This window comes from Phocaeicola sp. RTP21359st1_B8_RTP21360_211022 (genome assembly GCF_040911965.1).
GTDB classification, from domain to species: domain Bacteria; phylum Bacteroidota; class Bacteroidia; order Bacteroidales; family Bacteroidaceae; genus Phocaeicola; species Phocaeicola vulgatus.
The window spans coordinates 166608-193555 of the sequence record NZ_JBDFXP010000002.1 but is presented as its reverse complement, the minus strand read 5'-3'; the positions used below and the strand labels follow the sequence as shown (position 1 = coordinate 193555).

The window sequence follows — 26948 nt, the reverse complement described above, 5'->3', positions numbered from 1 at the left end:
CAAAAGTAAACACTTCTATCGAGAAAGAAAAGTAAATTCTTTATTATCTTTTTTGTTTCTTCAATGAGAATATAGGCAAAAACAAAAATATTCCAAGTATAGACATAACTAACCCGCCTATAGTACCTGCTGCCAAAGGGAACCAGAAAGCCTCTTTTCCATCTCCCACCATAAAAGGAATAAATCCCAGAATAGTAGAAACGACCGTCAGAAAGATAGGCAGAATTTTCGAATTCCATGCCTTGGTGAAGGCACGTACCGGTAATAACAGAGGATACCTTTTTCTTATCGCATTATATTCATTTAGAATATAAATACTGGCATTTACTGTAATACCGCAAAGTAATACAAAAGAAGCAAATCCCCCCTGATCAAAATTCAGTCCGAAAAGATAAAACGTAAGGAATACGCCGATATAGGATATCGGAATAACAAAAATGATAGCCAAAGGCTGTTTCAAGGAATTAAACAAAATAGCCGTCGTAAAGAAAATAATGGCGATTACAATCAACAGCAATGCGTATTGCTTGTTATCTTTCTTATTCCATGACCAGTAATCCTGCTCATTTTCGGCTGTATATCCCATAGGCAATATCTTATTAAATTCTTCCAAGTCTTTCTTCAACAGTTTTTTTCCTTGTTCGGAAGAACCGATATATTCATATTGCAGACAAAGCCGATATTGTTGGTTTTCTTTTGCAACTTTCTGGGGTGACTGTCCTTTCTGAACAGTAGCGAAATCGGCCAGTTTATAAGAACGGCCATTGATGAAAAACGGTATATTAACCAAGCCCCATACATCATATTGCTGCCCTTGGAGCGATGAAAGCTTCAGTTGTTCCGTCTGATTATCAAACAACACGTTACCACAATAAATATCCCGTCCGAATACAGGGCGCAAAGCGGTAAACAGCTGCGTGGCTGTAACATTCTCTTTCGCCATCCTCAGCCTGTCCAAATCCAGATAAAACTCACTATAATCATCTTTCCACCAAGAAAACTCCGAATTTACCGTCACTTCCTTGATACGGCGGTGTAATAACAACTTCTCCTTCAGCCGTTCCGTCCAATAAGAAAGTTCGTCGTAATTATACCCATACAGTTTCACACGGAAACTGCCGGCACTCTCACGCACATCGTTACTGAATCCCTGATCTTGCAAACCATATACGCTCCAGCTACCACCTCCCAAAGTCAGTGCCTTACTGATTATATTAGCTTTCAAAGTATACGGGAATCCGCTCCGCTGATTTTCTTTTGTAAAATAAATCTGAATATTAGCCTGACGCGCATTATAGATATACGTCTGAAACTGCCTAATTTCCTTAAAATCGCTCAGATAAGTTTCCATCCTCTTTATCAGCACATTCATCTGCTCTAATGTACTGCCATTAGGCAAAGTAGCATAAACGGAAAGCACCACTTCACCTTCATCTCGATTGAAATAACTTCCCTCGTATACTTTCTCTGCAAAAAGACGGAGACTACCACCTAAAGCCTTGTTGATTACCGGCTTTACCTTATCCTTGAAAGTGGAATTATCAAATACCTTATTATAATATTCCACCCATTTACCTTCTCCTTCCATCTTCTCGGGCAGCATAAATACAGGCAGACCGAACCCCAGCAGCAACAGCAGGCAAGCTATCACCCTGAAACGGCATAAATAATAAATCAACCCTTGATAGAAACGGGTAAAATAGACAGTCAACCGTTTCATAAAAGTAGGTCTGAGCAGAAAACGTCTTCTTTTTCTTCTCTTTTTCTTCTTCAAACCTATTTTATCAATCATGGACGGAACAAAGAATAAGGCAACAAACAAAGATACAGCCAGATTGATAATGACCACCGCTGCAAAATCCTGCAAGTTCAGACGTATCTTCTCATCCAGAAAGAAGATAATAACCAATGCCCCGATAGTAGTCAGCGTGGCTGCCAGTACAGAAACAAACGCCTTCAGATTGCGGCGATGCAGAATATGGTCTGTCATCACTATCGTATTATCGATCACCAAATTCAATGAGATGGTAATGCCCGCCAATGAATAAAGCTGCATTTCCAAACCAAATGTATAATAAAGAATGACGGCAACAGATATATTAACCACCAGACTGGCCACAATCAGGAACAGATAACGCAGATTCCGTGTTATCAACGCTACAAACAACAATAGAATCAATACAGTCAGTCCGGTACGAAAATAAATCTTATCCAATTCTTTCTGAATATATTCCGTAGCGTCATAACTGATATGTACCTCATAACCCGGAGGCATCTTCTGTTGCAACTCACCCATAAGGTGCTTCACTTCCCCACTTAAATTTAATTGATTGGCTGTTTCCTCGGCCGTGATATACAGGTAGACAGAATTCAGCCCGTTTATCCGGTAATAACTTTGCGGTCGTTCTTCCACATGCCTTACCTTTATCAGTTTATCCAGCATAACCATCGTTCCATCTTCGGCTTGCAGTTGAATGGCTCCCGGTTCAAATTCCATTTCTTTTTCAGTAGATGTACGTACCAGTCTGATCCACTCTCTGCCCTCCGCACCTTTTTCAATAGAACAGATCCCCAGAAATTCTTTTTCATAATGGCGGTTAATGGCCCGTTGCACAGCCTGCAGTGTGATTCCCAAACGTGAAAGCTGGTCACTGTCATACTCCAACTGCCACTCCATAGGTGTAGCTCCATTCAGTTCCACTTTATAAATCCCCTTCAACTGTCCCAATACCGGCTTGATATTCTCTTCCGCATACTGCTGAATCAAAATAGGATTGGCAGGCGCATTCAGTGTATAAGTAATAAAAGGTCTGGATGCCTTATCATCCGAACGTCGCGTACTGATTTGAGGATAACTCACCCCCTCGGGCAGCTGAGGCCAGGTCTGTCTGATGATGGTAGACACTTCAAAGCGGGTAACGTCAATATCCGCATGCTTGTCCAGTTCCAAAGAAATTGAGCCGCTGCCGTTATCCGAAGTAGAGTTCACCTTCCTGATTCCCTTTACTCTGGCCATCATCGCCTCCAGTTTACTGGTAACCTCCGCCTCAATAACCCGTGACGAATTGCCGGGCATACTGAAAGAAACAGTCAGACCGGGCAAGGTACGCGACGGCGCCAGCTTAACCGGCAACAGCGGTACTAATACCACCCCTATCAGTGACAGGCAGACAAATGTCACTATCAAGGTAAACGAGGAGAGGTTACGCAGATTACTCATCGATAAATTCCTGTATTAAAATCAAACTTGTCCGCAAGGGAAAAACCGGACTCAAAATCGTGCAGCGTCAGTTTACGTATCTTATAATAATTCAACCAATAATTCTGCAAAGCCGAAATATAATTTTTCTGCGCCTCCTGCTGGCGGTTCAACGAAAGAGTAAGACTATTCACATCCGCCTTTCCGATGATAAAACGTTGGCGTGTCTGCTCGTATGCCATTACGGCAAGATCCAAAGCCTCCTCCGCACTCGCAATCAAACTCTGCTGAATATTAAAATCATTCACCGTCATAATCACCTCTTCCTCCACACTCAGTTCTTCCTGACGGGCGGCAATCCTCACCACATTCAGATTATTTCTCGCCATATTATATTTACCCTTTCTCACCCCCCAGTCAATCAAAGGAATAGAAACACTGACAGAAACCAAGTCCTGTTGCAAAGGATGCCTGTAAGCATCTCCCAGTTTATCCGCCACCTGGTTAAAGCCCACACTGGCATTAAAGCTGGCATTGAAACGGGATTCTTTCTTTGTCTTGTCCACATTCTGTTCCGCTTCCAGCACATTCTGCCGTTGTTCCAGGAAAGTAGGATTATTCTCTTTGGCCCGCATCAACGCATCATCTACGGGAATCATCTTTCCTGTGGGACGTCCCGGTATATCCAATTCAATCACAGTATTCTTATCCAGGTTCAGAAAGGAAGCCAATGAAAACATAGCGCGTTTCAAAGCAATCTGCGCATTCTGCAACGTATTATGCGCATTCACTTTGTCCAGCTGCAATGTCAGCAAATCGGCACGTGATATGGCTGCTATCTTATGACGCTGGAGTCCGATGCTATAAAGGGTATCACTGGACGCCACATTCTCCTCCGCCAAGCGGTAATCCGCCTGTGCCATAGCCAACGCAAAGAAATAAGTCACCGCTTCTTCTGAAACCATTTCCGTGTTATAAATGAATTGCTTCTTCACCTTTTCATACTTCAACGGCTCTATTTTCCGGTCCCAACGAAAAGCATTATATCCCAACAGGCTCTGTTGATATCCCACACGCACAGGGATACTGGAATACTGTGTAGACTTTGAGTCACCGAAATTACGCATAAAGTCCAGTTCCGAATCAATATAGAAAGTACCGCCCGTCCAGTCCAGATTCTGTTTGATACTCAATCCACCCGATGCGCTGAACATCTGTTGTTCACGATATACATCCATATCCTCATTCGAATCATAACGCTGGGTGATATAGCGATAATATTTAGCCGGAGTCAGATCCAGCGTAAGACTCGGCAAACGGTTCGCCTTGTAAGTACGATATTCCCAATATCCCGACAAATAAAGATTCTGATATCTGAAAGCGGACAAGGAACTATCATTCGCAATCTCTATCGTGCGTTGCAAATCCAGCTTCACCACCTGCTGCGCCTTTGCTCCGAGAGACAACAGCATACACCCCACCATCCATATGCTAATGTACTTCATTTTTGTCATGTTTTCTATAAATAAACCAATATATTAAAGGAATGATAAACAAGCTGACCAAAGTTCCCACCACCATAGAGCCAATCATGGCAATAGACAAAGGCTTCTGCATCTCCGACCCCATATCCGAGGTAAACAGCAACGGAACCATTGCAAAGACAGTTGTCAGCGAAGTCATGATAATCGCTCTCAACCTGCGCCTGCCCGCTGTATGAATGGCTTCCACCAAAGGCATCCCCGCTTTCCGTAATTCATTGATGGCATCCATTTTTAAAATAGAGTCATTCACCACAATACCACAAGTCACGATAATGCCTATGGCAGACATCAAATTCAACGTGTGACCGAAAACCCATAATGCCAGCAAAGCAAAAGCCGTATCAATAGGAATTTCCATCAAGACAATCAGCGGTTGCAGGAAACTCTCGAATTGCGCGCAAAGGATAAAATACATCAGCAACAAAGAAACAAAAAGAATCACTGTCAATTCCCCCATCATTTTTTCATTCGAAAAGAAACTACCCGAGAAATCCACTTCCCATTCCTTTTCCTCACTAACCACCTCTTTTACATTCCGCATCAGTTCCGGTGCATCCTTCACATCATAAAAACTTAAAGGAATATATTCTCCGTTCTTTCCCGCCGTAATACTCTTCAAATCTTCGGCGGGCACTACCGTCACCAGATTATTCAAAGAAATATGATTCACCTCTCCGTTACCATCCGCCATCGTCCGCACCAAAGTTTCACTTAATACACTATTTACACTCTTTTCCTCTCCGGCAATACTGATAGGCAGATATTGCTGATAAGAGCGTAAAACGGAAACCTTGTTTTCTTTGAAAGCCGTGCGGAGCACCCGCGTCAATTCATCATATGATACGTTATACAACAACAGTTTTTCTTTATTGATTATCAGATTCATCTGATTCCGGAAAGCGATGCCTGTCGGAATATTACCCGCCACCCGCGTAATTTCCTTTTCCAACCGCTGCAAATGCTCCGCATCCGGTGCCTGCGACTTATTCGCCGTATGGAGTTCCGCTACCACATCCGCTTCTCCTGTCACAAACAATTTTTCAAAGATTGTTTCGGGAGGTGAGAAAGTAACCACAGCCAACGGATATTTCTCTCTTATCTCCTTCTCTAATAATTCCTGCAATGAATAGATTCCGGATGGCTTTTCCGTCTTGAAATAAAGTTCCGCTTCGGTAGACGAAAGTTCACTACCCCCGTTCAATATATAATCCTGCATACCCACATAAGCAGCATGCTCCGTTACCCGGTCGTCCACCTGTTTCATTAAATCATCCACCCGGCGGTTGTTCTCGTCCACATGGATATTCTCATTCCACTCTATCCTTGCCACCAGTTCATTCTGGTCAATCTGCGGCATACGCTCTTTTTCCATTACATAAAAAAGAAACACACACAGTGGAAGGGTTGCCAGCGTGCCGGTCACACAAAGCTTTTTATGTGAGAACACCCAGTCAATCCCTTTATCATAAAAGCTTTCCAGCCACTCATTTTTCAGCAGATTGTCAAAACGTCTGGAAAGAAATCCCTTACTGCGGATACCGACCTTATAAAACAACAGATACAATACGGGCAGCAACATAATACCCGTAATATAAGATATCATCAATCCCACCGTGATAGAAAAAGCCTGATCCATAAAAATAGCTCCGGCTATGCCACTCATAAATATCAAAGGCACAAATACCGCAATGGTTGTAAGGGACGAACTGAGCATCGGTGTGATCATTTCCGTCGTGCCCACGGCACACGAACGTTTCAGAGAATACCCCCGTTCACGATACTGCGAAATATTTTCCGTTACAATAATGGCGCTGTCTATCATCATACCTACTGCCAGAATCAAGCCCGAAAGTGATATCACATTCAGCGACACATGACAGAAATAAAAGAAAAAGAATGTGATTACAATAGAAGTAACCATGCTGATGCCGATAATCAACGGTGAACGGACATCCCCCAAAAACAGCACGGCTACAATAAAGATAAACAAGAAACCCAAAGATAGGTTCTGCTGCAAATTCGAAATGGTATAGTCCAGCAATTCCGTCTGATTACGGCTTACGCTGAATTCAATATCCGGATATAGAGAAGCAAAATAATCGGTTGTTTCTTTCAGCTTCTCTTTCATGACATCCATATTTTCATCGCTCTGCTTGATAATGGCCAGCGTCACCGCCCTTTTTCCTCCGGCTACGGAACGTCCCATCTCTTTTTGCGAAACAATATCTACTTTGCAGAGCTCTTTCAACTGCATAATACGTTCCCCCTTGCGGATATAGATATTCTTCACATCCTCCGGGGTACGAAGCAGGGTAGCTATGCGAATATTATATTCATAATAACCATCCCTCACCAACATGCTTCCCGGCTCTACATTATTGGCGGAAAGTGTATTCTCTATATCCTCCACACTGATACCTGTCATGGCCAGTTTATTTTTATCAGGAACAATTTGCAAAAGCCTTCCGGGCACTCCGGTTATATCCGCCATAGCCACTTCGGGTAACTGTTCGATGCGGCGTTTCACCACATTCTCCGCCAATTCGCACAACTCCAGAAATTGTTGCTCGTCGGTTTCCTGATAAGCACCGTCGTTTTTCAAAGTCATATTGACATAAAGTACAGGAATATCCGTTGCACTTGCTTTGATAGCCTTGGGACGTGTCACTTCCTTGGGAAGACTGTTCATAGCGGCATCTATCTTCTCATTCACCTCTATAAATGCCAGGTCGGTATTCACTCCAAAGTCAAATTCCAGACGGATCACACCCGCCCCGTCACGGGTTTCACTTTTTATTTCTCTCAGTCCGGCCACTTGCAGCAACTGTCTGCGCACAGGGGTAACCACTGTATTCTCCAGTTCCCGCGCCGATGAATTCTCACCCGTTACCTGTATGGTAATCTGCGGTATGGCAATATCGGGCAGCAGAGATACAGGGAGCGAAAAGTAGGTCACCAGCCCCACAATAAAGCAGGCAGTAAAGGCCATCAGCACCGCAATGGGGCGTTGCAATAAGAACTTAACCATACTCCTAATTTTTAATGACCTTCACCGGGGCTTCGTGAGCCAGATTCACATTTCCGGTAGTTATCACCTCCATGCCTTCTTCCAGTCCGTCTGTGACAGTATATTCCTCCATATTCTCCAATCCCGTATGCACATAGTTCCACATAGCTTTACCCTCTTTCAGTGTAAATACCACCTGTTTGCCGGAACGTAGTACAACCGCCGTTTTGGGGATAACCAGTTGTTCGCCCACAGAACGCTTCACGCTTACCCTTACATTCATGCCGTCGAACAATTTATTACTCCCGTTCACTCGCGCCTTTATCCGTACCATTCCATTCTCGTCCACCAGCGGATTAATCTCACTGATACTTCCCTGGCGCACCCCTGCTGCCGATGCATAAGGAGTAATCTCCACCTTATCCCCCACTTTCAGCAATGGCAGCTCATTTTCAAGTACGGTGAAATCCACCTCCATATTTCCGGCATTGATTACCCGGCAGAAAGGCTCGGAAGTTTTGGGCATATTATATCTCTTTTCAAAGAGGTTGGCAATCACTCCATCGAAAGGAGCAGTCAACGTAGCTTGTTCCATATCATATTGAGCAGATTCATATTGAGCTTTGCTCTGCTCATACCCGCTTTTTACTTTTGCCAGTTCCAGCACATCAGCAGGTATCACCTTCAGATTATCGGGAGCATATCCTTGTCCTATCAACACATCCTGCATCTCCAGGGTAGCCTGTGCCAAACTATTTTTATTCTGTACCAACGTATTGTTCAACTTAAACAAATCCAATTGGGCTATTTTTTGACCTTTCCGCACTATATCCCCGTTCTTTACCCAGATATTCGCCACCACTTCCGAGGTACGAAAATACAGGTCGGCATAATCCTGTGCCGTCACTTTCCCGTTACTGATCAATTCATGATTGAAAACCTGCTTTTTCAGCGGCATCACCGTCACCTCATTGGGTAAAGAAGGAAGAACTGTTTCCACCCCTTCTTTTTCCGTTGTTTCCTTTTTTTCTCCCGAGCAGGCAGTGAAAGAAACGGCTAATAATAAGCCTGATGCAAATATGTGTAATTTCATGGTCATATTTTGTGATATCTATAACAAATAAAAACTTTTTATTTTGAAAAAACTAATTTTCGGGTACTTTTTTTAATAATTCCCGTGCTTTCCGTCTCATCTGCTTGATAGCGGTAGATTGAATTTTCGGTTCTTTCTCCAATACCGTCTGTACCATCCGCTCCAATTTGTCACACCGATAAAAAAACGGATCCGCATATAGATTGGCCAAAAGATAATAAGGATAAATCCTTCCGGGCAACCGATGGACAGCACGCATAAACCAATATTCCGCACTATCATAGTGCTTCATGTCCTGTTCATTTTTCCCGATAATATTTAGTATCATGGGATCGCCACTCACTTTCAAGGCCTCTTTCAGTACCTTGTTAGACAGTTCGGGTTCATGCAGTTTATGCAAGGCATGGCCATACTCAAACATAAAGCGGGCATTCCCTTTCATTTCTTTCTGAATTTCAGCATAGCTTTCCACCGCTTGCTGATAAGCTCCCGAGTGGTAAAACATACGGCTTTTGGTCCATTGCTTACAAGCTTCTACAGTCTTGGATTTCTGCTGATATTTACAGAAACAGCCATAGCTTCCGATTAACAATAAAACAGTAAATAAAATGCGAGGCCAAACTTTCTCTAAAGGAAGAACACGGATACCGCAAGCTAATACTAATATAATCAAAGCCGAAACAAACGCTGGAAATTGTAATGGATAAGAAGAAAACGCAAATACCGCTAAAGATAGCAATGCGCCGCATAGTCCATAGATGCCTTGTTTATGACCTATGTACATGCTCCCACCTAGTATCAACAACCCGATGCAAAGCACAGGTATTCCCCAGGCAATGGCTACTTGCAGATATTCATTGAAAACATATTCGGGAGCACCTGCCACAAGTTCCTCCGTTGCCGTATAATTTCCGGCTGCAAAATAATTCTCCTGCGCTTGTCCGTAAGCAGCCGGAACACTGTTCCATCTGCATCCTGTCCATGGGTACTCACTGACAGCTTGGGCAGCAATTTTCCACATAAACAGACGGCCGTCTGCCGAATCCTTTTTCATTTGATAAATGCCACCCAATGCTATACCGCCCAAAATAAAGGTTACTATGGCAAAAGACACTGCCTGCTTACGATGATGCCTGATATAATGCTGAATTTCCATCTTATAGTGTATACCACAAACATAAATGGAAGAGACCGCTGCGGCTATCCATGCCGAGCGGCTCATTCCGGCAGGCAACACACAAAGAATCAATAGCATGACAGCTAAAGCAACATAATAAGGTATGGTTTTCTTACCCTCTTTCCGCTTTAACCATTCATACAGGCAGATAGGGAATATCATGGCAAGGTAGCCTGAATAAGGACCGGGATTATAGAACGAACCGGTCAAGGCATAGAGGGAATGGTTGGAATAGGTAAATCCGTATACCTGGCGGATGCCCCAAACGGCTTCTATACCTCCGTATAGAATAAACACCCATGAAACGACAGCCGACAGACATTCCTTAATCCGTGCCGGAAAAAGAAATATCAACAGGGCAAAAGCTGCCGATGAAAGAACTCCACAGGCATACATCCACCGCCAGTCATCCGCCAAAATATCGGATGACAGTGAAGACGTACTACAACACACCACGCTGAGACACAACGCAACCGGTATGCCTGCCACCAATGCTATTCCATATTTCAGCCATTTATTTTCCATTTCTACCACCAAACTTGTTTCCCGTCTTCGTATGTAAAAATCCGCTCTTCTTTTCCTTGAGTATGATTTTTTAACCACAATAAAGCGCCTTTAGGCACATCATCATAATGAAGTTTATTGTCGACTGCTAATTTTCGCCCTAAACTAATCCATTTCATATTCCAATAGAACAATTCATATTCATTATCGACACATATTTCATTACTATCATGTATTATTGCATTATTACTTCCATAATATGGGTATTTACGGTAAAGTATAATACTTTCTTTTTCTGTACTAGCACACAGCTCTTTTATGGTTCCATCTTCTAAAAGAATTATAGGAAACCCTATAGGTTTATTATTCAACCGCCCATTTTGGCTGATAAATGCTAAGAAAACGATCCCCTTTCCTTCGTTTAAATAAGTTCTTATTTGATTATCTCCCCATAAAATTCCTCTCCCGACTGATTCAAACAAAACACTTCCATTCATCACCTTTGATAAAGCAACAGGAACCCAGTCATGATTATTAAAAGTACAAAGACTGATTAATTGTTTATCTTTCTGTGAAGGCACTCTAAAGGTTAAATCAGAAAGAGGCATAGCATATTCGGATGTAACATCACATAGTGGAATATCATATTTTTTCCTATAAATCTTAGAAATCTTGTATACAACTTCATTTTTTCCTTCAGGGCCATATCCCACTTCTATAAAATCACCAGTAGCATCTTTCACCACATTCCAACAATGCGAAGAACTCCTATTAGCCCATGCCGGAACATAATCAATAGAAGCAGGGATTCCAATGGCACGTAAAGACAAAGCTAAAAATGCCGCCATATCATCACAAGTACCCCAACGGGTCTGTAGCATTTCAGCATAAGACTGTTTATAAGGATATTTAGTCATTCCTATATTATAACGCATTCCACCTAATTTTATGATACGAAGGGCCAATTCTCGTGGAGACATTAAAGAATCCAATAAATGACCAAACTTTTGAAAACCTTCCTCGCGCCAATTCGATAATGGCTCATGGTCTATACGGTAAGGCAAAATATAATGACAGAATTCATCAAATGAACAGTAATCTTTTATTTTTCCATTCTCCCATATTTTAAAAGCATATTCAATATTTTTTATTAAATAATCTCCCGTTATAACTTTTATATCTTCAATCTTACTAAAACCTGCCAACTGTCGTTTAGAAATAGAATCAAATCCATGCCAAATCTTAGAATATCGCACATCCCAACTTATAGGATCATTTTGTGGGATAATCTTCAAAAAGTTCTTATATCTATCCAACGAATCATAAGGGAGTATTGAATATTTACCAGGCATATTTTCAATCAAAAAACAGGCAGCACGGTATTTCAAGCTATCATGTTTAAAATGCTTCAACACTTTTTCCAACTCCGCTTTATTATGTTTAGCCTGCTGCAAAGCAATATCCAAATGACTTACTCCATTTGTACAAGCAGAAAGAAGAATTACAAAAACAAAATATACACCACAAACTCTCATACTACTTTATCTTTTTAAATATCCTGTCCATACGTATTTCATCCGTCACTCCATTCTTAGACTTCCATATCAATGTCGCCTTTCCTACAATATATTCCTCCGGCAAAGGCCCCCAATAGCGCGAGTCCTGAGAATTATAACAATTATCACCACCCATGAAATAATAATTGTGCATAAAAACATAATGCTCCACTTCCCGCCCATTTAAATAAAAATGCCCGTTACTTGCTATTAATTTATCTTGTTGCTCCCATTCTATAAGATTGCGATAAAGCAAATAATGTTTATCATCCATCACAATAGTATCCCCACGGGAAGGAAGATAAAAAGGACCAAAATCTTTAATACTCCATTTTAAGATGGTATCACCGGGATAAGCAAAAAAACAATTTTCCTGTATCATTTTCTCCACATTCCTCGGTTTCTCCAAAAAATGCGCCAAACTGTTTTGTGAAACTATATTTCCTAATTCCTTATCATAACCTCTGACCCTATATCGGGCGTCCCTTATTTCAACAGTATCACCCGGCAATGCGATACACCTCTTTACATAATAAAGCATCAGGTTAAACCCTATACTGTCCCATCGTTCCGGATAAGGGAAATTAAAGACCAATACCTCATTGCGCTGAAATTCACTGAATCCCTTCAAACGATCGATGTGTAGCGGCTTATGTTGCCGGGCATCACCAAGGCTGAATATACGTGGTCCTTTCAACATTTTATTGACAAGCACATAGTCACCCGGTATCAGAACCGGCTCCATGGAGTCAGAAGGTATGGCAAATGAGGCAAAAACAAATATCTGTAATAACAACCAAATAATCATCATTAACAAACTCCCTCCGGTCACACAAACCAGCAAGTTATATAAAACGCCTATGTATTTCTTTATATACCTCATTTTAAATCTTAAAAGGTTGGAAATTTCTGCCGCCTGTTCTGCATAAAGAAAATATGTTCTTCACGCCCACGGGTCAGATCGCGTAACCAGAACAATGCATTGTCAGGCACAATCCAGTCCAAACAGGTAGTATCAGCCCGCTGTTTTCCCAAACTCTTCCATCCTTCAGTACCGGCATGACAGAACAACTCATAAATATCACCCGGAGAAATAAAATTGTCATCATTCCGGGGCATATACTCCAGGCAATCTATAACTGCGACACGGCCCAAATCAACAACAACCTCCCCTCCTTTGTCTGAAGACAGATAATAAGAAAGAGGATCACCATCCGCCACGTGCTTTGCCAGCACATGCATATTTCCTTTTTCCGTAGGACTCCCCCAAACCGCTATCGGAGAAACAGCCTTTCCATTGGCATAAAATGTCATTTCCGCCAGTTCCGCACATTTATCATTGTCAGCCTTATATCTTATGTAACGGCACTTAACCGACTTATTCAGAAAGATTCTATTCCTTGCTATCACGGGAGTATCCGCTATCTCATATAATGTCTTTCCATCTTCAAAATTTTTCGTCATACTTCCCTCAAAAGTACCTCCCACCACATGGCCCATAAAGCTGCGCAACCAACCATATACCGGATATTTTCTATACAAACGAACCTTTACTGTTTTCTCCCAATCCGGAAGAAACGTATTTATTTCTCCACCTGCAAACCAAAAGGGGAAGCCGGAAGGATAATAATTGCCTTTGGTATATTTCATGGGAAGATATACCAGTTCCGATTCTAGATTAGGTATTTCCATCTTGCCGCTTGCCGAGCGTGCACAGGCACAACTCCACCAATGCGCTTCGTGGAAATGGGCCAGATAACAAACCTCATCATCAGGAATACCGGTAAGTATGCGTAACGTATCCGGATAATATGCATAACTGACATCTTTCATATAAGGGTGATAGAATAAAAGCGGCATTGATTTCCAATCATCTCCCAGATGTGCTGCCTTTTCTTCTTGAAAACCATACATGGGCCTGTAAACCTTGCCACGTTTATACCCTCCCGTATCCCTACTCCCCCTTACAGCCTCCGAAGCTATATACCAAATAGGTACATCGCGCCCTGTCGTGTCACGAACAACATTCCACACATGTCCCCCTCTGGCATCCGTATCTTCCATACAAGGAATGCCGACAGCCCGAAATGCATAAGTCACTATATCCGCCGCATCCACGCAACTACCATATCGATAGCTGAATAAATATCTGGGACCGATATGAGGCAGTTCAAAGTCTTCACAATAAATAAAGACAGGTTCTTGTAGATGCCTGCTTACCAAATTCGCGGCCTCCACCACATCACTGCCTTTATATATGGAATCTAATAAATATCCATATTTCTTTTCATAAAGTTCACGCCATTCTTCCAGCGGTTCATCCCCTATACGATAAGGCAACAAGTATTCACAAAAATCTTCAAATGAAAGAGAACGGTTCCATGGACGTTTCTGCCAATTATCAAAAGCACGGTCTATATTGTCTATCAAGTATTCGGCTGTGATAATATGGGCATCATATATTTTAGGAAGATTACGATAGGTATAATGCCCCCAACGTCTGGCATAAGTCTGGTCTATTTGTCCGAAAGGACTATAATAAGTACGTACACGCTTCACACTATCCATTTCACCTCCCTGTTGGTAGGAATAGCAATGAGGCATATTCCGTATCAAAAATTTAGCCGCTTCCAATTTTAAAGAATCATAGGTATAATGCTGAAGCAGTATCTCCAATTCCAAACGATTAGAAGTAGCAAAATCTAAAGCATGTTTCAATTGTTTCTGCTCAAAAGAAGAGTGGGCACAAGAGATACATACTAATGAAAAAAGGACAAGGAGTCTTGCTAAGAACATAATATTATTCATTTGTTAATTTGGTGGAATAGTATAATTTACCCCTGCGAAAACATAAATTAAAACTAAACTCAAAACACACCTTATTCTTCCCGCTATCTGATACAATCTAAAACACAGGAATTAAATTATGTACCTGAGTAAAACTACATTTCAACCAGTCTGAAGAATCAGACTCAATTGATATTTTTAGTTTCAATAATTAGTTACTTCATCTTATTTTCAGAAAAGGAGAGAATAAGGATTCACACTTACAATAAAATAAAGATACTATATTTGTCATCGTACTTTACTAAATAGTTCATTAAATTCAAGTGCTACTACAGAAGGATTTAAATTTTCCTCAAAGGATTCCACATCCTTATTTTCCCATATATACCCCAAACAATATAATTTATTATCATTAGACAAATACTGAGTATTAAACAAATAGGATTCTGCAGAAATTCCACCATCAATTTTGATGATAACTTCCTCTTGCAAATTCTTACTAATAATCCAATAATAAACCTCTGGGATTCGTTCACCTTCATTGTTCAATAAAACATTTAAAAATATATAATCATGATTTTCCAAATAATTTATAATAGATGCATAGTTAGAACGCTGCAATTCTTCTATAACTTCCATGCCCGATAATTCATGTAATTTCTTAGGCAGCTTATAATTAGGAAAGTCCATAGCATATGATAAGTCCAATTTCCCATTTTCTATCGTATACAAATCATGATTTAGCGACTCATGAAACGTCAACCATTCTCCATTTCTTCCAAAATTATTCTCTACCATCGGAAGCATATTAGACTTTTGATGAAGATAATATGCCACATTGGCGATATTTTCATCTGTACAAATCATTTTAGCATCGCCATACGTGGTGTTGTTACCTACATAAAACCAATAATTCTGCCTATCATCTATGGCAAAAGAAAACGCAGGATAAGTAACCTCCTTCTTGTCTAAGAAATCTCCCCCAAAAGTATAACAAAAAATTCCTCCATCTGATAGGACCTCTAAAACTTTACTTTTCTGATTAACAACGACATCATAGACGCTAGTATATTCACCAGGGCCATTTCCCCTGTGTCCGATATAACCGGAAAACTGTCCATCACTAGTAAAGCTAAGTATAGATGATTCTGAATTTTTTGAATATACAATCCAACCACTGTCAACTTTAATTATAGATGAATTACGATCGACCATACTAGAATCTGAAAAACTGAGAACGGTTATATCCTTACTCAAAGTCAATTTGCTTTGCTCAAGTGTGATTGCTTCAGTTTTATTAAAAATATAATCAAATGTTTTTTTATGTTTTACACTACATGAAACAAAAAGAAATGGGAAAAATATTAATATCAACTTTTTCATTATATAGAATTTAAAGTTAAAATAAGCTCCAATCCAATGGAGTATATGAATTGGAGCTGTTTCAAATTTATATCATAATACTCTCATTTTATCTGCACGGCCTTCGACAACTTTCTGCAGTTCGTCTTGAAGTACACATATAATTCATGTTTAATGGTGCACAATACCCCATAGTTTGGTATCTATTTGTTGTCGAAGATTCACCACTAGCCAACGCTTCCACATTAGCCAAAGCCAAATCAGACATTACATCCGATTGCTGAGCATTATACACATTCATTCCTGCTATCAAAGCAAACGCAACAACCAAAGTTGCCTTCAAAATATTCTTCTTCATCTTATTTCTAGTAAAAAAAATTATTATTATTCATATTTTCATCTTATTCTCGGAAAGAACTCCACCGCAGAAAAAACAAAAATACCGCTTGCTTATTCTGATTATTTACACTACTTTTACATCGGACTTAACCTCCTTTTCTTTTAGGAGAGAGCCACAGGGTGGAAAGAATCGACTTTCGGCAAAGAAAATGAATTTCTTTCCATCCGCTTTTTACTCCCATTGATTCATACTTCATCCTTTATTCAGCATTCCCCGTTACCTTCAAACGAAGTGGAGAATTATCTGCATTGCAATAAATGGTAACCGTCTTACTGAAATGCTCAGCCTTTTCGGCTTCATAAATCACGGTCAGTTCCGCTTTTTCTCCCGGACGAACACCCTCCTTATTATAGTTTACCTTGGTACATCCACAGGAAGTGATGACATCGTATATCACCAGTACATGCTGTCCCGTATTGGTCAGTGTGAACTTGCGTTCCTGCTTCTCCGACTGAGGAAATGAACCGAAGTCTATGCTTGTTACGTCCAGACTGACTTTCGTTATCGGTGTTTCCGCTTTTACAACTTCACCACCTGTCAATACTTTCAAATAAAGTTCCTTCACCTTTGGATTGTGAACAGGATTGCCTATAGCCGCCACCCTGTTGTCTTTATCCAATAGGAATGTCTGGAAAGTCATTTCATCCGGAAAGTGGTTCAATCGGTTAAAATCGTCCTTTTCATCGAAACAAACAGGATAGACAAATGCATCACGACGGGTAATATAACGCAGTTCTTTCATATCTTTCGGATGGAAATAGAAGACAAAGGGAACCGGACGGTTCAACGTTGAATCAACTTCCTGCATAAACAGCTTCCAGCGAAGCAATTGTAACTTACAACTAGTACAGCCTACAGAATCGATATAAGTCACTACCTTATAATCCGCATCCGCTAAAGAAAAGTCCACTGTATCCTTCCCTTGAATAGTAAAAAAGGAATGGGCAGGAAAGAGAATTTCTTTCCCTTCCCATTCCTCAACCAAACGAGCGATTTTATCTTTTTCTGATTCCTTGCAGGAGGAAAAAAGAGCAAAAACACATAGTAATAGACAAAGGTATCTCATTGATTAATCCAAGCCAAAAGGTCTAATTACGCACTCTACTTTTTCTCCGGTACTGCAAGTCACATTCCCACTACCCAGACATATATCACGTCCAAATTCTCCTGCAGCCAATGCTTCCACATTATCTAAAAGAAACTCACTCTCTACCGGCTTTCCGGATTGCTTTTCCCAAGCCATTACCGCCATTAGCATAACAACGGTAAATAATACAAATACTTTTTTCATTGGTTTATCATTTTTTGTGTGAAGGTAGAGAACATCTATCGGGCACGCAAATTTTTTCCCTTAAATTGATCTTAAGGTGACCTTAAAGTTTTCTTAAGATTCAAAAAATCCCCATTTCATCGGAAGGATTATTTTAATGCCCTGATCTCCAAATCATAAGGTTCATCCAATTAAATCATATTCTTTCTTTAACTTATAAGTTCCTTTTTTATAAATATGCGTATCTTTGCAATCTCTAACATGAACAAGAAACATGAAAATACCGACAAACTTATTCAAGTTTAGCTTTATTGCATTGGGATGGATTGTATTCATCCTGCTATGTTATGTTGCTTTTAAAGATGAAAAAACAAATGTTCTGATAACAATGAAGGACAGCCTACGTGAAGCAATCAATATTGATTATCAGGAACGCTTAAACAAGATTCTTATTCATTATCGCCCTTTAGGCAGAAAGGTAAAAGGTGTCCAAATAGAATACGGTGATAGTCTAGAAATCATTTATTTTGAAGACAGCACCCATGAGTCACTGGCTACCCAACTGGCCAACCAGTATGTGATGACAAGGATTATCCCCGTCAATCCAGACAATTTCAATAAGATCTTCCAAGAAGAATGGGAAAAGAATGGAGTTTCCGCCGCTAAGACGGGAATCATTTACTGCCCCAACAAGAAAAAGGTATTCAGTGACAATGATTCAATCTCTTTCCAGAAAGCTCTTGTCACCCCTGTACAAGCAATAGACGCTAAAAGAACCGCCGGCGTACAGGCATGGGCTATGATTCATTGGACAGAAATAGTAAAACATACCACTCCAAAAGTGTTATGGAGTATCATTGCTTATTTCATTGTCTTGATATGGGTGTCTCTGTCATTTCTGAAAAAACCACAGGAAAAAGAAACTCCCGCCAATCCGGACTGCATACCATGTGAAGAAATTCCTGACAATCCGGACTACATACAATTGGGGAAAATGACTTTAAAGTTGGAAAGCAAGAAACTATATATTGGCGACCGGCTTTGCCACATAGCACCGGCAGATTTCAATCTGCTGGAACTGTTTATCAAAACGCCCAAGCATCTTTTGACTAAAGAAGATATTAAAAATGCTTTCTGGCCGAAAGATAACAATCCCGAAAATAAAATATATAGTCATATCTCCACCCTTAAATCCTCACTCAAGGACTTTCCCGAATATCAGATAGTGACAGAAAAAGGAGGATACCGACTGGTTATCTCCTCAAACGAATGAATAGCTCCTATTTCCAATAATAAGCATACATAAGGTATACAATCTTACTTAAAATCACCAACCCACCGCAGCAGGAACAAAGCATTTCTCACAGCGGAACGAGTTGTTTCATTAAGGTGGAATAATTTATTTCATCAAGGTAAAACTAAATATTCCACCATATAAAACTATTTGTTCCACCATATAAAATTAATTGTACCAAACAGTGGAACACACTGTAATACACGGGAAACAAAGAGATTCTCGTTACTATATTCTGATTCATTCATTATAGGCCACAGGACAATGCAGTGCAGGACAATAACACTGTGACAGACTTTTATCTGTCACACTCTCCGTCACGCTATCTGTCACATCTTAACAACCTGTTTTTCAGCAAAATAATTAGTACTGTGACAGTGTGACAGATAATTCTCACTTTTAAACTCTATGAAAGCAAACTTGAAAATCATCCATATTCCTTCACCCTGAAGGATTTTTTTTGGCTGAAGCTTTCCGGGTACAAATCCGTCATTATAATCAGCTAAGAACTAACATCTTACATAAGGATGAAGGATTTGAAAGAAAAAACGCATGAATTCTAAATTGGTATAAGCAGACAGTCCAGCTCATAAAACACTAGAACCTTTTTAAAAAAGGCCCTGTTCTTTTCGGAAAACGAACTTATGTTTTTCCAACCATACACTACAATAAATTATCCGCCATTATAGGATAACACGGTGATTTCTTTTCAAAACTTCCTCTATTCCAATTCAAGGGGAAATTTCACTATCTGCTCGTCAGCATTGACATCCAAACCGAATAACATACCGGCAGCCTCATCTACATAAATACCGGCAATAGGACGATCCAATACATAGGTTTTCACCACATCGCCCTCGTGGGTGGATATACGTAATATTTTACCACCCTGCTGATAGGCATCGGCCAACTTCATAATATCCTTAAATTTACGACCGTCATAAATGGTATAAATGTATTGGTCAGTCACCTGCACATCATAATAACAGATTCTCCCCGCCGGAAGTCCATACCCTTCAGGACTCACTTTAAATTGGGGTTCACCATCCCCACCCAATTCTCCTATATGCTTTTGTGAAGCCATGCTATAAATATCGAGCCTATCTCCAAACTGAGTGACAGAAACCAATATCTTCTTATCAGGACTGAATGATACAAAACTGTTCCAGCCTTGAGCCACAGCAGGCGCACTTTCTCTCAACAGTTCCGGATCGGACACAGGTATCTGCTCGGATTTACGAAGCAATTCGCCGGAAGAGAGTGAAGCCCAACTGAAACGGTTCTCACCGGAATAATCGGGGATAACAACAGTAGAGGCATCCTTCAAATCAAAATCAAGGGAACGGAACAAGCGCTTATCCAACAAAATATCCTTTTCCTGTTTGGGAGTTTTCCCCCCGGCTATACCGCTATATTGATACATCCTGCCCTTGCCGTCATCAAGCACCCACACCGTGTCCTGCCCTGCAAAACGGATATTCGCCGCATAAATGGACTCACCCGGACCTTCCCCACGCTTTCCAAAAGAAGACTGATATTGAAAATCGGGATAAGTAAATACATGATAATAGTAATCGGCATTGTGCAAATCCAATATCACCGCCTTGTCACCCTGTACACGCATACGATAGGCATACCGGAACAGAGCCGTATCAATGGGAACAATCTCCCCTTTCAGAACTTCTCCCTTCCGCACCGCTTCTTCTATGATTGACTCACTGGATACCTGCTGTTGGTGGCGTTGCCCGGTACACGCTACCAACAAAGGGAATAAAACGCATAATAGTTGTTTGTTTTTCATTTGATTTCTATATTTACTTATCTGGCACAAAGTAAACAAACTATTCATAAAAACAAGAAGAAACGACCTTAGATTTACCTTAAATCTTCATTTTAGATTCGTCATAGACATCTCTTTTTCACGAGTAGATTTTCATTTCTTCCCATTTCATCGAAGTTCAGATACTTTGCCATTTACTAAGTGCAAACATTTCAAAACAGCTCGGACAGACATACCCATAGAACAAGAAATACATCACAATAAATTCCATTTTCCACAAAATAGGTTTATATGATGAAAATCACTATCTTTGTTCTATGAATAGATTGGTTATAGTAGGATGTGGACGACTTGCTGAAATTATAACAAACGCAGTTGTCAAAGGAATGTTGCCCGACTATGAATTAGTAGGCGTATATTCGCGTACAGCATCAAAGGCCGAACACATTGCGAATAAAATGAGGCAACACGGAAAAATGTGTGCAGCCTGTCACACTTTAAAAGAACTGTTGGAATTAAAACCTGATTATCTGGTGGAATCAGCCTCGCCTGCCGCAATGAAAGAACTGGCCTTACCCACCTTGGAAAACGGAACTTCCATTATCACCCTATCCATAGGAGCTTTGGCAGACACCTCTTTTTATGAGAAAGTCAAAGAAACGGCCAAGGCAAACGATACACGGGTTTACTTGGTATCCGGGGCCACCGGAGGATTTGATGTATTAAGAACCACCTCTTTGATGGGAAATGCTACAGCTCGTTTTTTCAATGAAAAAGGACCTGATGCTTTGAAAGGCACATCGGTTTACAAGGAAGAGCTGCAACAGGAAAAACGCATTGTCTTTTCCGGCAATGCAACAGAGGCAATAAATGTTTTTCCAACCAAAGTAAATGTATCTGTCGCAGCCTCATTGGCTTCCGTAGGACCGGACAATATGCAGGTATCCATACAGTCCACCCCTGGATTTACAGGTGATACTCAAAAAGTGGAAATCAAAAATGAACAAGTACACGCAGTAGTAGAAGTGTACAGCGCCACATCAGAGATTGCAGGATGGTCTGTAGTGAACACCCTGCTCAATATCACTTCACCCATTGTATTCTGACAAATTGGCCAGCACCTTCTCGCTCAGGCGGTCAAACGCCTGGCGGGTACGGCCGGTTGATACTTGCATACAACGCACATGCGGATGGGTAAGCAATGCCGTACTCCCCAATGTTCCTAATGTATCACAAAAACAAAGATTATCTTCCTCCAACCATCGGGTAAACGAAGATTCATCCCACGCAGGTGACAATCCTGTGTTAAATAGTATCTTCCTATTTCCAAGTGCCTTGAACTCTGCCTCATGCAACAAAACCGTATTCTTATTCAAGCAACAGCATACCACTTCACTCCATGTCAAAAGTTCATTCAAAGGCATAAAACGATAACCTTTCGCACCGGCTTCTTTTTTTTCACTACGGGCATAATAAGCTATATCCGCACCAAAAAACTTCATTGCATCCGCTATCATACCACCAGATTTTCCTAAGCCTACAATACCCACTTTCAAGCCGGTAATCTCCCGGGGAATCCCTTTCCACGGCTTCTGACCGAATCCATGAAGACAACGCACCAGTTCGCTGACTACATATTCTATTACCCCTTCATCACCATAGTCACGAATACCTGTCACCGTAATACCGCGTTCATTAGCATAACGGATATCCACATTCGCACTTTCGGGAGAATATAGTGAACAACACATACCGATATACCGGACATTCGGACATCTCTCTAAAATATACCGGTTTATTTGTGATGTATAACTTAACAATACAGCATCCGCATCTCCGATCCGAGCAATAATCTCATTATCCCCCGCCGGAATATCAGAGTACATAACAACCTCATCTGCAAAAGAATATAACGCTTTTTCTGCTGACAGAACCAGACTGACAGGTTCTATTGCTACAAGTTTCTGAAACATAGTATTTTTAATTTGACTGGTAAAGATAGTAAAAAATGCGGCAAAGAGACTTTTTTCATCCAAGATTGTTTATTTTTGCATCCAAAACGAAAAAATTAAAAGAATAATGGGAGCAGGAAAATGGATTGGTGGTATTCTGGGATTCATGACTATGGGACCACTGGGAGCTTTGGCCGGATTTGCCTTAGGCTCATTGCTGGATGGAAACAACGGACTTTTTGGCAATACATACGAAAAAGGACAGGCGGAAGCCGGAAACTATGACGAAGGCCAGCGGAATAGCTTTTTATTCTCCATGTTGGTTATGGCGTCTTACATCATCCGTGCAGACGGACGCATCATGCACAGCGAAATGGAATATGTACGCCAATTCTTAAGAATGAATTTCGGCGAAGAGGCAGTCATCCAAGGAGAACAGATTTTGCTGAATCTTTTTGAACAGCGCAAACAGATGGAGCGTCAAAACCCGATGGCATTTAAAAATACCATCCATGAATGTGGTGCACAGATTGCCGCGAACCTGCCTTACGAACAACGGCTGCAATTGTTGGACTTTCTGGTAAACATAGCCAAAAGTGACGGAAGCGTATGCTCTGAGGAAATAGCAGCATTAAAAGAAGTGGCACAATGCATGGAACTGTCGCCCAAAGAAGTGGAATCCATGCTGAACTTAAGCGGAAACTCATTGGAAGAAGCTTACAAAGTACTTGAAATTGACCCGTCCGCCACCAATGAGGAAGTACGTACAGCCTATCGCCGTCTGGCATTAAAACATCACCCTGACCGTGTTGCTACATTGGGTGAAGATGTGAAAAAAGCGGCAGAAGAGAAGTTCCAACAAATTAATAACGCTAAAGAACGAATTTATAAAGCCAGAGGAATAAAGTAAAAAAGAATATTTCGTGAAAACAAGAAGGAGGTGTGTCCATCCCTTAGGGATTTTTGACCACCTCCAACAACAAATTAAAACTCACTGGTAAAATGGAACTTAATATGCTTGAAGTCCATTTGTGCCATTTGAAGTACATAATTGCTATCAGCCAAGAATACATCCCTTCCTTCACGATCCTTGGCCATATACTGATATTTACGTTTTTTGAAAGCTTCCAGTTCTTCCGGGTCATCACTTTCCACCCAACATGCCTTGTATAGGCTGATAGGCTCCCATCGGCATTTTGCATTATATTCATTTTCCAGACGATACTGGATCACTTCAAACTGCAACTGCCCTACCGTACCGATAATCTTACGTCCATTAAACTGATTGATAAATAACTGTGCCACACCCTCATCCATCAACTGGTCAATACCTTTAGCCAATTGTTTCTGTTTCATAGGGTCAGCATTCTCAATATATTTAAACATCTCGGGCGAAAAACTGGGAATTCCACGGAAATGAAGTTTCTCACCTTCAGTCAGCGTATCACCGATCTTGAACGTTCCGTTATCCGGCAAACCGATGATATCTCCCGCCCAAGCCTCGTCTACTGTTGTTTTACGCTGTGCCATAAACTGAGTGGGAGAAGAAAAACGCATCGTCTTGTCATGACGTACATGATAATAAGGAGTATTACGGGAAAATTTGCCCGAACAAATTTTACAAAATGCAATACATGAACGATGATTAGGATCGATATTAGCTGTGATCTTAAAGACAAATCCGGTAAATTTCGGTTCATCGGGTTCCACCTCACGTTCTTCTGTCTTGGTAGGACGGGGGCTCGGAGCAATTTCCACAAATGTATCCAGCAGTTCCTGTACACCGAAGTTATTCAATGCCGACCCGAAAAATACAGGAGCCATCTCGCCTTTCAGGTACTCCTCCACATTGAATTCAGGATAAACACCGTCAACCAGTTCCAGTTCTCCGCGCAATTTTTCAGCCAAAGGAGCACCGATCTGGTTGTCTAGTTCTTCCGTATTGATATCAACCTCCACTTTTTCTGTTACCACCTGTTTGGAAGGTTGGAAAAGATTCAGTTTATGTTCATAAAGGTTATACACACCTTTGAAACGGGGACCGCTTTCAATAGGCCACGTCAGAGGACGTACATTGATAATGAGTTCCTCCTCCAGTTCATCCAACAAATCAAACGGATCTTTCGCCTCACGGTCCATTTTGTTGACAAATATGATTACCGGAGTATTACGCATACGGCATACTTCCATCAGCTTACGTGTCTGCGTTTCCACACCTTTCGCACCATCCACCACAATAATGACACTATCTACGGCTGTCAAAGTACGATAAGTATCCTCGGCAAAGTCCTGATGGCCCGGAGTATCCAGAATATTGATTTTATAATCATTGTAATCAAACTCCATCACAGAAGTGGTCACAGAAATACCACGCTGCTTTTCAATGTCCATCCAGTCGGATGTGGCGGTCTTCTTTATCTTATTACTCTTTACGGCTCCGGCCACCTGTATCTGTCCGCCAAAAAGTAACAATTTTTCAGTTAGAGAGGTCTTACCGGCATCCGGATGCGCTATAATCGCAAACGTCCGTCTTCTTTCTATTTCACTATTCATATTTTATTATGCATTTAATTCTTTGATACATGCTTCCAGACTCTCTTCCCAATGAGGAATCTCAATGTTATAAGTAGTTTTAATCTTGGTCTTGTCCAATACGGAATAATGGGGACGGGGAGCCTTTGCCGGATATTCATTTGTATGCAGGGGACTGACCTTACAGGTCGTGATACCGGCAATACGATGGATAGCCTTGGTAAAATCATACCAGGAACATACTCCTTCATCACTGAAATGATAAACTCCCGGAACCACTCCCTTATAAATGGCTGTAAAGATAGCACGTGCCAGATCACGGGCATATGTCGGTGTACCAATCTGATCAAAGACCACACCCAAAGTTTCCTTTTCCTTTCCCAGACGGAGCATCGTTTTTACAAAATTATTCCCAAAAGTGGAATAAAGCCATGCGGTACGGATAATCATTGTTTTTTTGCAATACTCCAATGCATTCGTTTCACCGGCCAGCTTGGTCTTGCCGTAAACAGAATTGGGACAAGGAACATCCCCCTCATTATAAGGAAGATGTTTCGTGCCATCGAACACATAATCCGTTGATATCTGAATAAACTCACCCCAGTTGGCTTCAGCCGCCTTCGCCAGATAGCTCACTGCGTTCTTATTCAGCTTGGTGCATAACTCTATATCATCCTCTGCCTTATCTACCGCCGTATAGGCCGCACAGTTCACTATGACATGAATATTATTCTCTTTTACGAAAGTCATCACCGCCTGCTCATCACAAATGTCCAATTCGGCTACATCCGTAAAAAAACAAGTATATTCCTTGTATTCAGCCGATAACACACGCATTTCATTTCCTAATTGACCGTTGGCACCAGTCACCAATATATTCTTCATTTCTATTTCATTTATTAGAATTCCAATTCTCCTTTTTTATCCTCTATATAGTAGTTTGACAACATAGCCAGCAATGTCGAGATTGCTTCTTGTGCCTTTCTTGTTTCCTCACTGATTTCTTTCTTTTGCAATTTCAACAATAAGATACCATAAAGCGCCTCAAAACAAGTTTCCAGTTCAGGCTCCTCTTTATCCGCACCTTTAGCGCGTAACTCTACAATATAAGGCAATACTTTATAATAAGCAGAATTATAATAAGGAAACTTAGGGGAACGCAATAACTGCAAATGAAGGTCGGTAAGCCAAGTTATAATGTTTTTATTAATCTGCAAATGGCCTTTTTCCATAATCCCTTCATGACGCATCATCTCAATCAAATCCATATACCACTGGGTGAGTTCCGCTTTCTGCTCTTCCGTTAACGGATAAGGAGCTATGATGGTGCTTTTTATCTTTTCCATATCACAGCCGTTGGCACGGATTAAATCCTCTATCTGCCACATATATATAAGATACTCGGCTATATTCTTTTCTTTTAACTGCTTGGAAACGAACATACTTTTTAAATTAAAATTGATAATTAAAAAATTAAAAAACCAACGTATG

The 26948-nt window shown here is 40.9% G+C and carries 20 protein-coding genes; 3 read left to right on the top strand and 17 right to left on the bottom strand.

Annotated elements, in window-relative coordinates; translation table 11 throughout:
* Positions 1-43: 43 nt before the first annotated feature.
* The 12 genes from AB5062_RS01710 to AB5062_RS01655 form a co-directional block, all read right to left on the bottom strand.
* The gene (locus tag AB5062_RS01710; RefSeq protein ID WP_119064162.1) at positions 44-3220 is read right to left on the bottom strand and encodes an efflux RND transporter permease subunit; all 3177 of its coding nucleotides are present in this window, start codon (positions 3218-3220) and stop codon (positions 44-46) included.
* Complete coding sequence (locus AB5062_RS01705; protein WP_007839821.1) at positions 3217-4704, bottom strand: TolC family protein; 1488 nt, start codon at positions 4702-4704, stop codon at positions 3217-3219. Before AB5062_RS01705 ends, AB5062_RS01710 begins: the two co-directional genes overlap by 4 nt.
* Positions 4691-7771, bottom strand: a complete 3081-nt coding sequence (locus tag AB5062_RS01700) for an efflux RND transporter permease subunit (protein ID WP_234241307.1) — start codon at positions 7769-7771, stop codon at positions 4691-4693. Before AB5062_RS01700 ends, AB5062_RS01705 begins: the two co-directional genes overlap by 14 nt.
* Positions 7772-7775: 4 nt before the next feature.
* Complete coding sequence (locus AB5062_RS01695; protein ID WP_032952767.1) at positions 7776-8843, bottom strand: efflux RND transporter periplasmic adaptor subunit; 1068 nt, start codon at positions 8841-8843, stop codon at positions 7776-7778.
* 52 nt (positions 8844-8895) lie between these two features.
* Positions 8896-10545 carry an O-antigen ligase family protein gene (locus AB5062_RS01690; protein ID WP_016270770.1) on the bottom strand — a complete coding sequence of 550 codons (1650 nt, stop codon included), beginning with the start codon at positions 10543-10545 and terminating at the stop codon, positions 8896-8898.
* 2 nt (positions 10546-10547) lie between these two features.
* Positions 10548-12059 (bottom strand): transglutaminase family protein, encoded by a 1512-nt coding sequence (locus AB5062_RS01685; protein WP_011964608.1) that lies wholly within the window; start codon positions 12057-12059, stop codon positions 10548-10550.
* Position 12060: 1 nt separating this feature from the next.
* A complete protein-coding gene (lepB, locus tag AB5062_RS01680; protein ID WP_016270772.1) occupies positions 12061-12963 on the bottom strand; it encodes a signal peptidase I in 903 nt (300 codons plus the stop codon).
* Between the two features lie 8 nt (positions 12964-12971).
* Positions 12972-14876 carry a hypothetical protein gene (locus AB5062_RS01675; RefSeq protein WP_032952728.1) on the bottom strand — a complete coding sequence of 635 codons (1905 nt, stop codon included), beginning with the start codon at positions 14874-14876 and terminating at the stop codon, positions 12972-12974.
* 279 nt (positions 14877-15155) lie between these two features.
* The gene (locus AB5062_RS01670) at positions 15156-16250 is read right to left on the bottom strand and encodes a 6-bladed beta-propeller (RefSeq protein ID WP_011964611.1); all 1095 of its coding nucleotides are present in this window, start codon (positions 16248-16250) and stop codon (positions 15156-15158) included.
* Between the two features lie 88 nt (positions 16251-16338).
* Positions 16339-16587 carry an NVEALA domain-containing protein gene (locus tag AB5062_RS01665; RefSeq protein WP_008670225.1) on the bottom strand — a complete coding sequence of 83 codons (249 nt, stop codon included), beginning with the start codon at positions 16585-16587 and terminating at the stop codon, positions 16339-16341.
* A gap of 241 nt (positions 16588-16828) precedes the next feature.
* A complete protein-coding gene (locus AB5062_RS01660; RefSeq protein ID WP_005842974.1) occupies positions 16829-17695 on the bottom strand; it encodes a DUF1573 domain-containing protein in 867 nt (288 codons plus the stop codon).
* Positions 17696-17698: 3 nt separating this feature from the next.
* Positions 17699-17920: an NVEALA domain-containing protein gene (locus tag AB5062_RS01655; protein ID WP_005842976.1), complete on the bottom strand. Its 222-nt coding sequence runs from the start codon at positions 17918-17920 to the stop codon at positions 17699-17701.
* 253 nt (positions 17921-18173) lie between these two features.
* On the opposite strand from AB5062_RS01655, the gene AB5062_RS01650 reads away from it, so the two are divergent.
* On the top strand, positions 18174-19172 hold the full coding sequence (locus AB5062_RS01650) for a winged helix-turn-helix domain-containing protein (protein WP_022508243.1): 999 nt from the start codon (positions 18174-18176) through the stop codon (positions 19170-19172).
* A gap of 742 nt (positions 19173-19914) precedes the next feature.
* On the opposite strand, the gene AB5062_RS01645 is transcribed toward AB5062_RS01650, so the two are convergent.
* Complete coding sequence (locus tag AB5062_RS01645) at positions 19915-20994, bottom strand: BF3164 family lipoprotein (protein WP_005842980.1); 1080 nt, start codon at positions 20992-20994, stop codon at positions 19915-19917.
* 296 nt (positions 20995-21290) lie between these two features.
* Between AB5062_RS01645 and AB5062_RS01640 the strand changes: the two genes are divergently transcribed.
* Entirely contained in the window at positions 21291-22079 is a 789-nt protein-coding gene (locus AB5062_RS01640) for an aspartate dehydrogenase domain-containing protein (RefSeq protein WP_008670229.1), read from the top strand.
* Here AB5062_RS01640 and AB5062_RS01635 read toward each other — a convergent pair.
* Complete coding sequence (locus AB5062_RS01635) at positions 22062-22946, bottom strand: NAD(P)-dependent oxidoreductase (RefSeq protein WP_032952768.1); 885 nt, start codon at positions 22944-22946, stop codon at positions 22062-22064. The genes AB5062_RS01640 and AB5062_RS01635 overlap by 18 nt on opposite strands.
* A gap of 106 nt (positions 22947-23052) precedes the next feature.
* Between AB5062_RS01635 and AB5062_RS01630 the strand changes: the two genes are divergently transcribed.
* On the top strand, positions 23053-23835 hold the full coding sequence (locus AB5062_RS01630) for a TerB family tellurite resistance protein (protein ID WP_005842987.1): 783 nt from the start codon (positions 23053-23055) through the stop codon (positions 23833-23835).
* 74 nt (positions 23836-23909) lie between these two features.
* Here AB5062_RS01630 and AB5062_RS01625 read toward each other — a convergent pair whose 3' ends face one another.
* Genes AB5062_RS01625 through AB5062_RS01615 form a run of 3 tightly spaced genes read right to left on the bottom strand, consistent with a single transcriptional unit; the run spans position 23910 to position 26899 of the window.
* A complete protein-coding gene (locus AB5062_RS01625; RefSeq protein ID WP_005842989.1) occupies positions 23910-25478 on the bottom strand; it encodes a peptide chain release factor 3 in 1569 nt (522 codons plus the stop codon).
* Positions 25479-25484: 6 nt separating this feature from the next.
* Complete coding sequence (rfbD, locus tag AB5062_RS01620) at positions 25485-26342, bottom strand: dTDP-4-dehydrorhamnose reductase (RefSeq protein WP_005851079.1); 858 nt, start codon at positions 26340-26342, stop codon at positions 25485-25487.
* Positions 26343-26356: 14 nt separating this feature from the next.
* Complete coding sequence (locus tag AB5062_RS01615) at positions 26357-26899, bottom strand: DUF4924 family protein (protein ID WP_032946433.1); 543 nt, start codon at positions 26897-26899, stop codon at positions 26357-26359.
* Between the last annotated feature and the right edge of the window lie 49 nt (positions 26900-26948).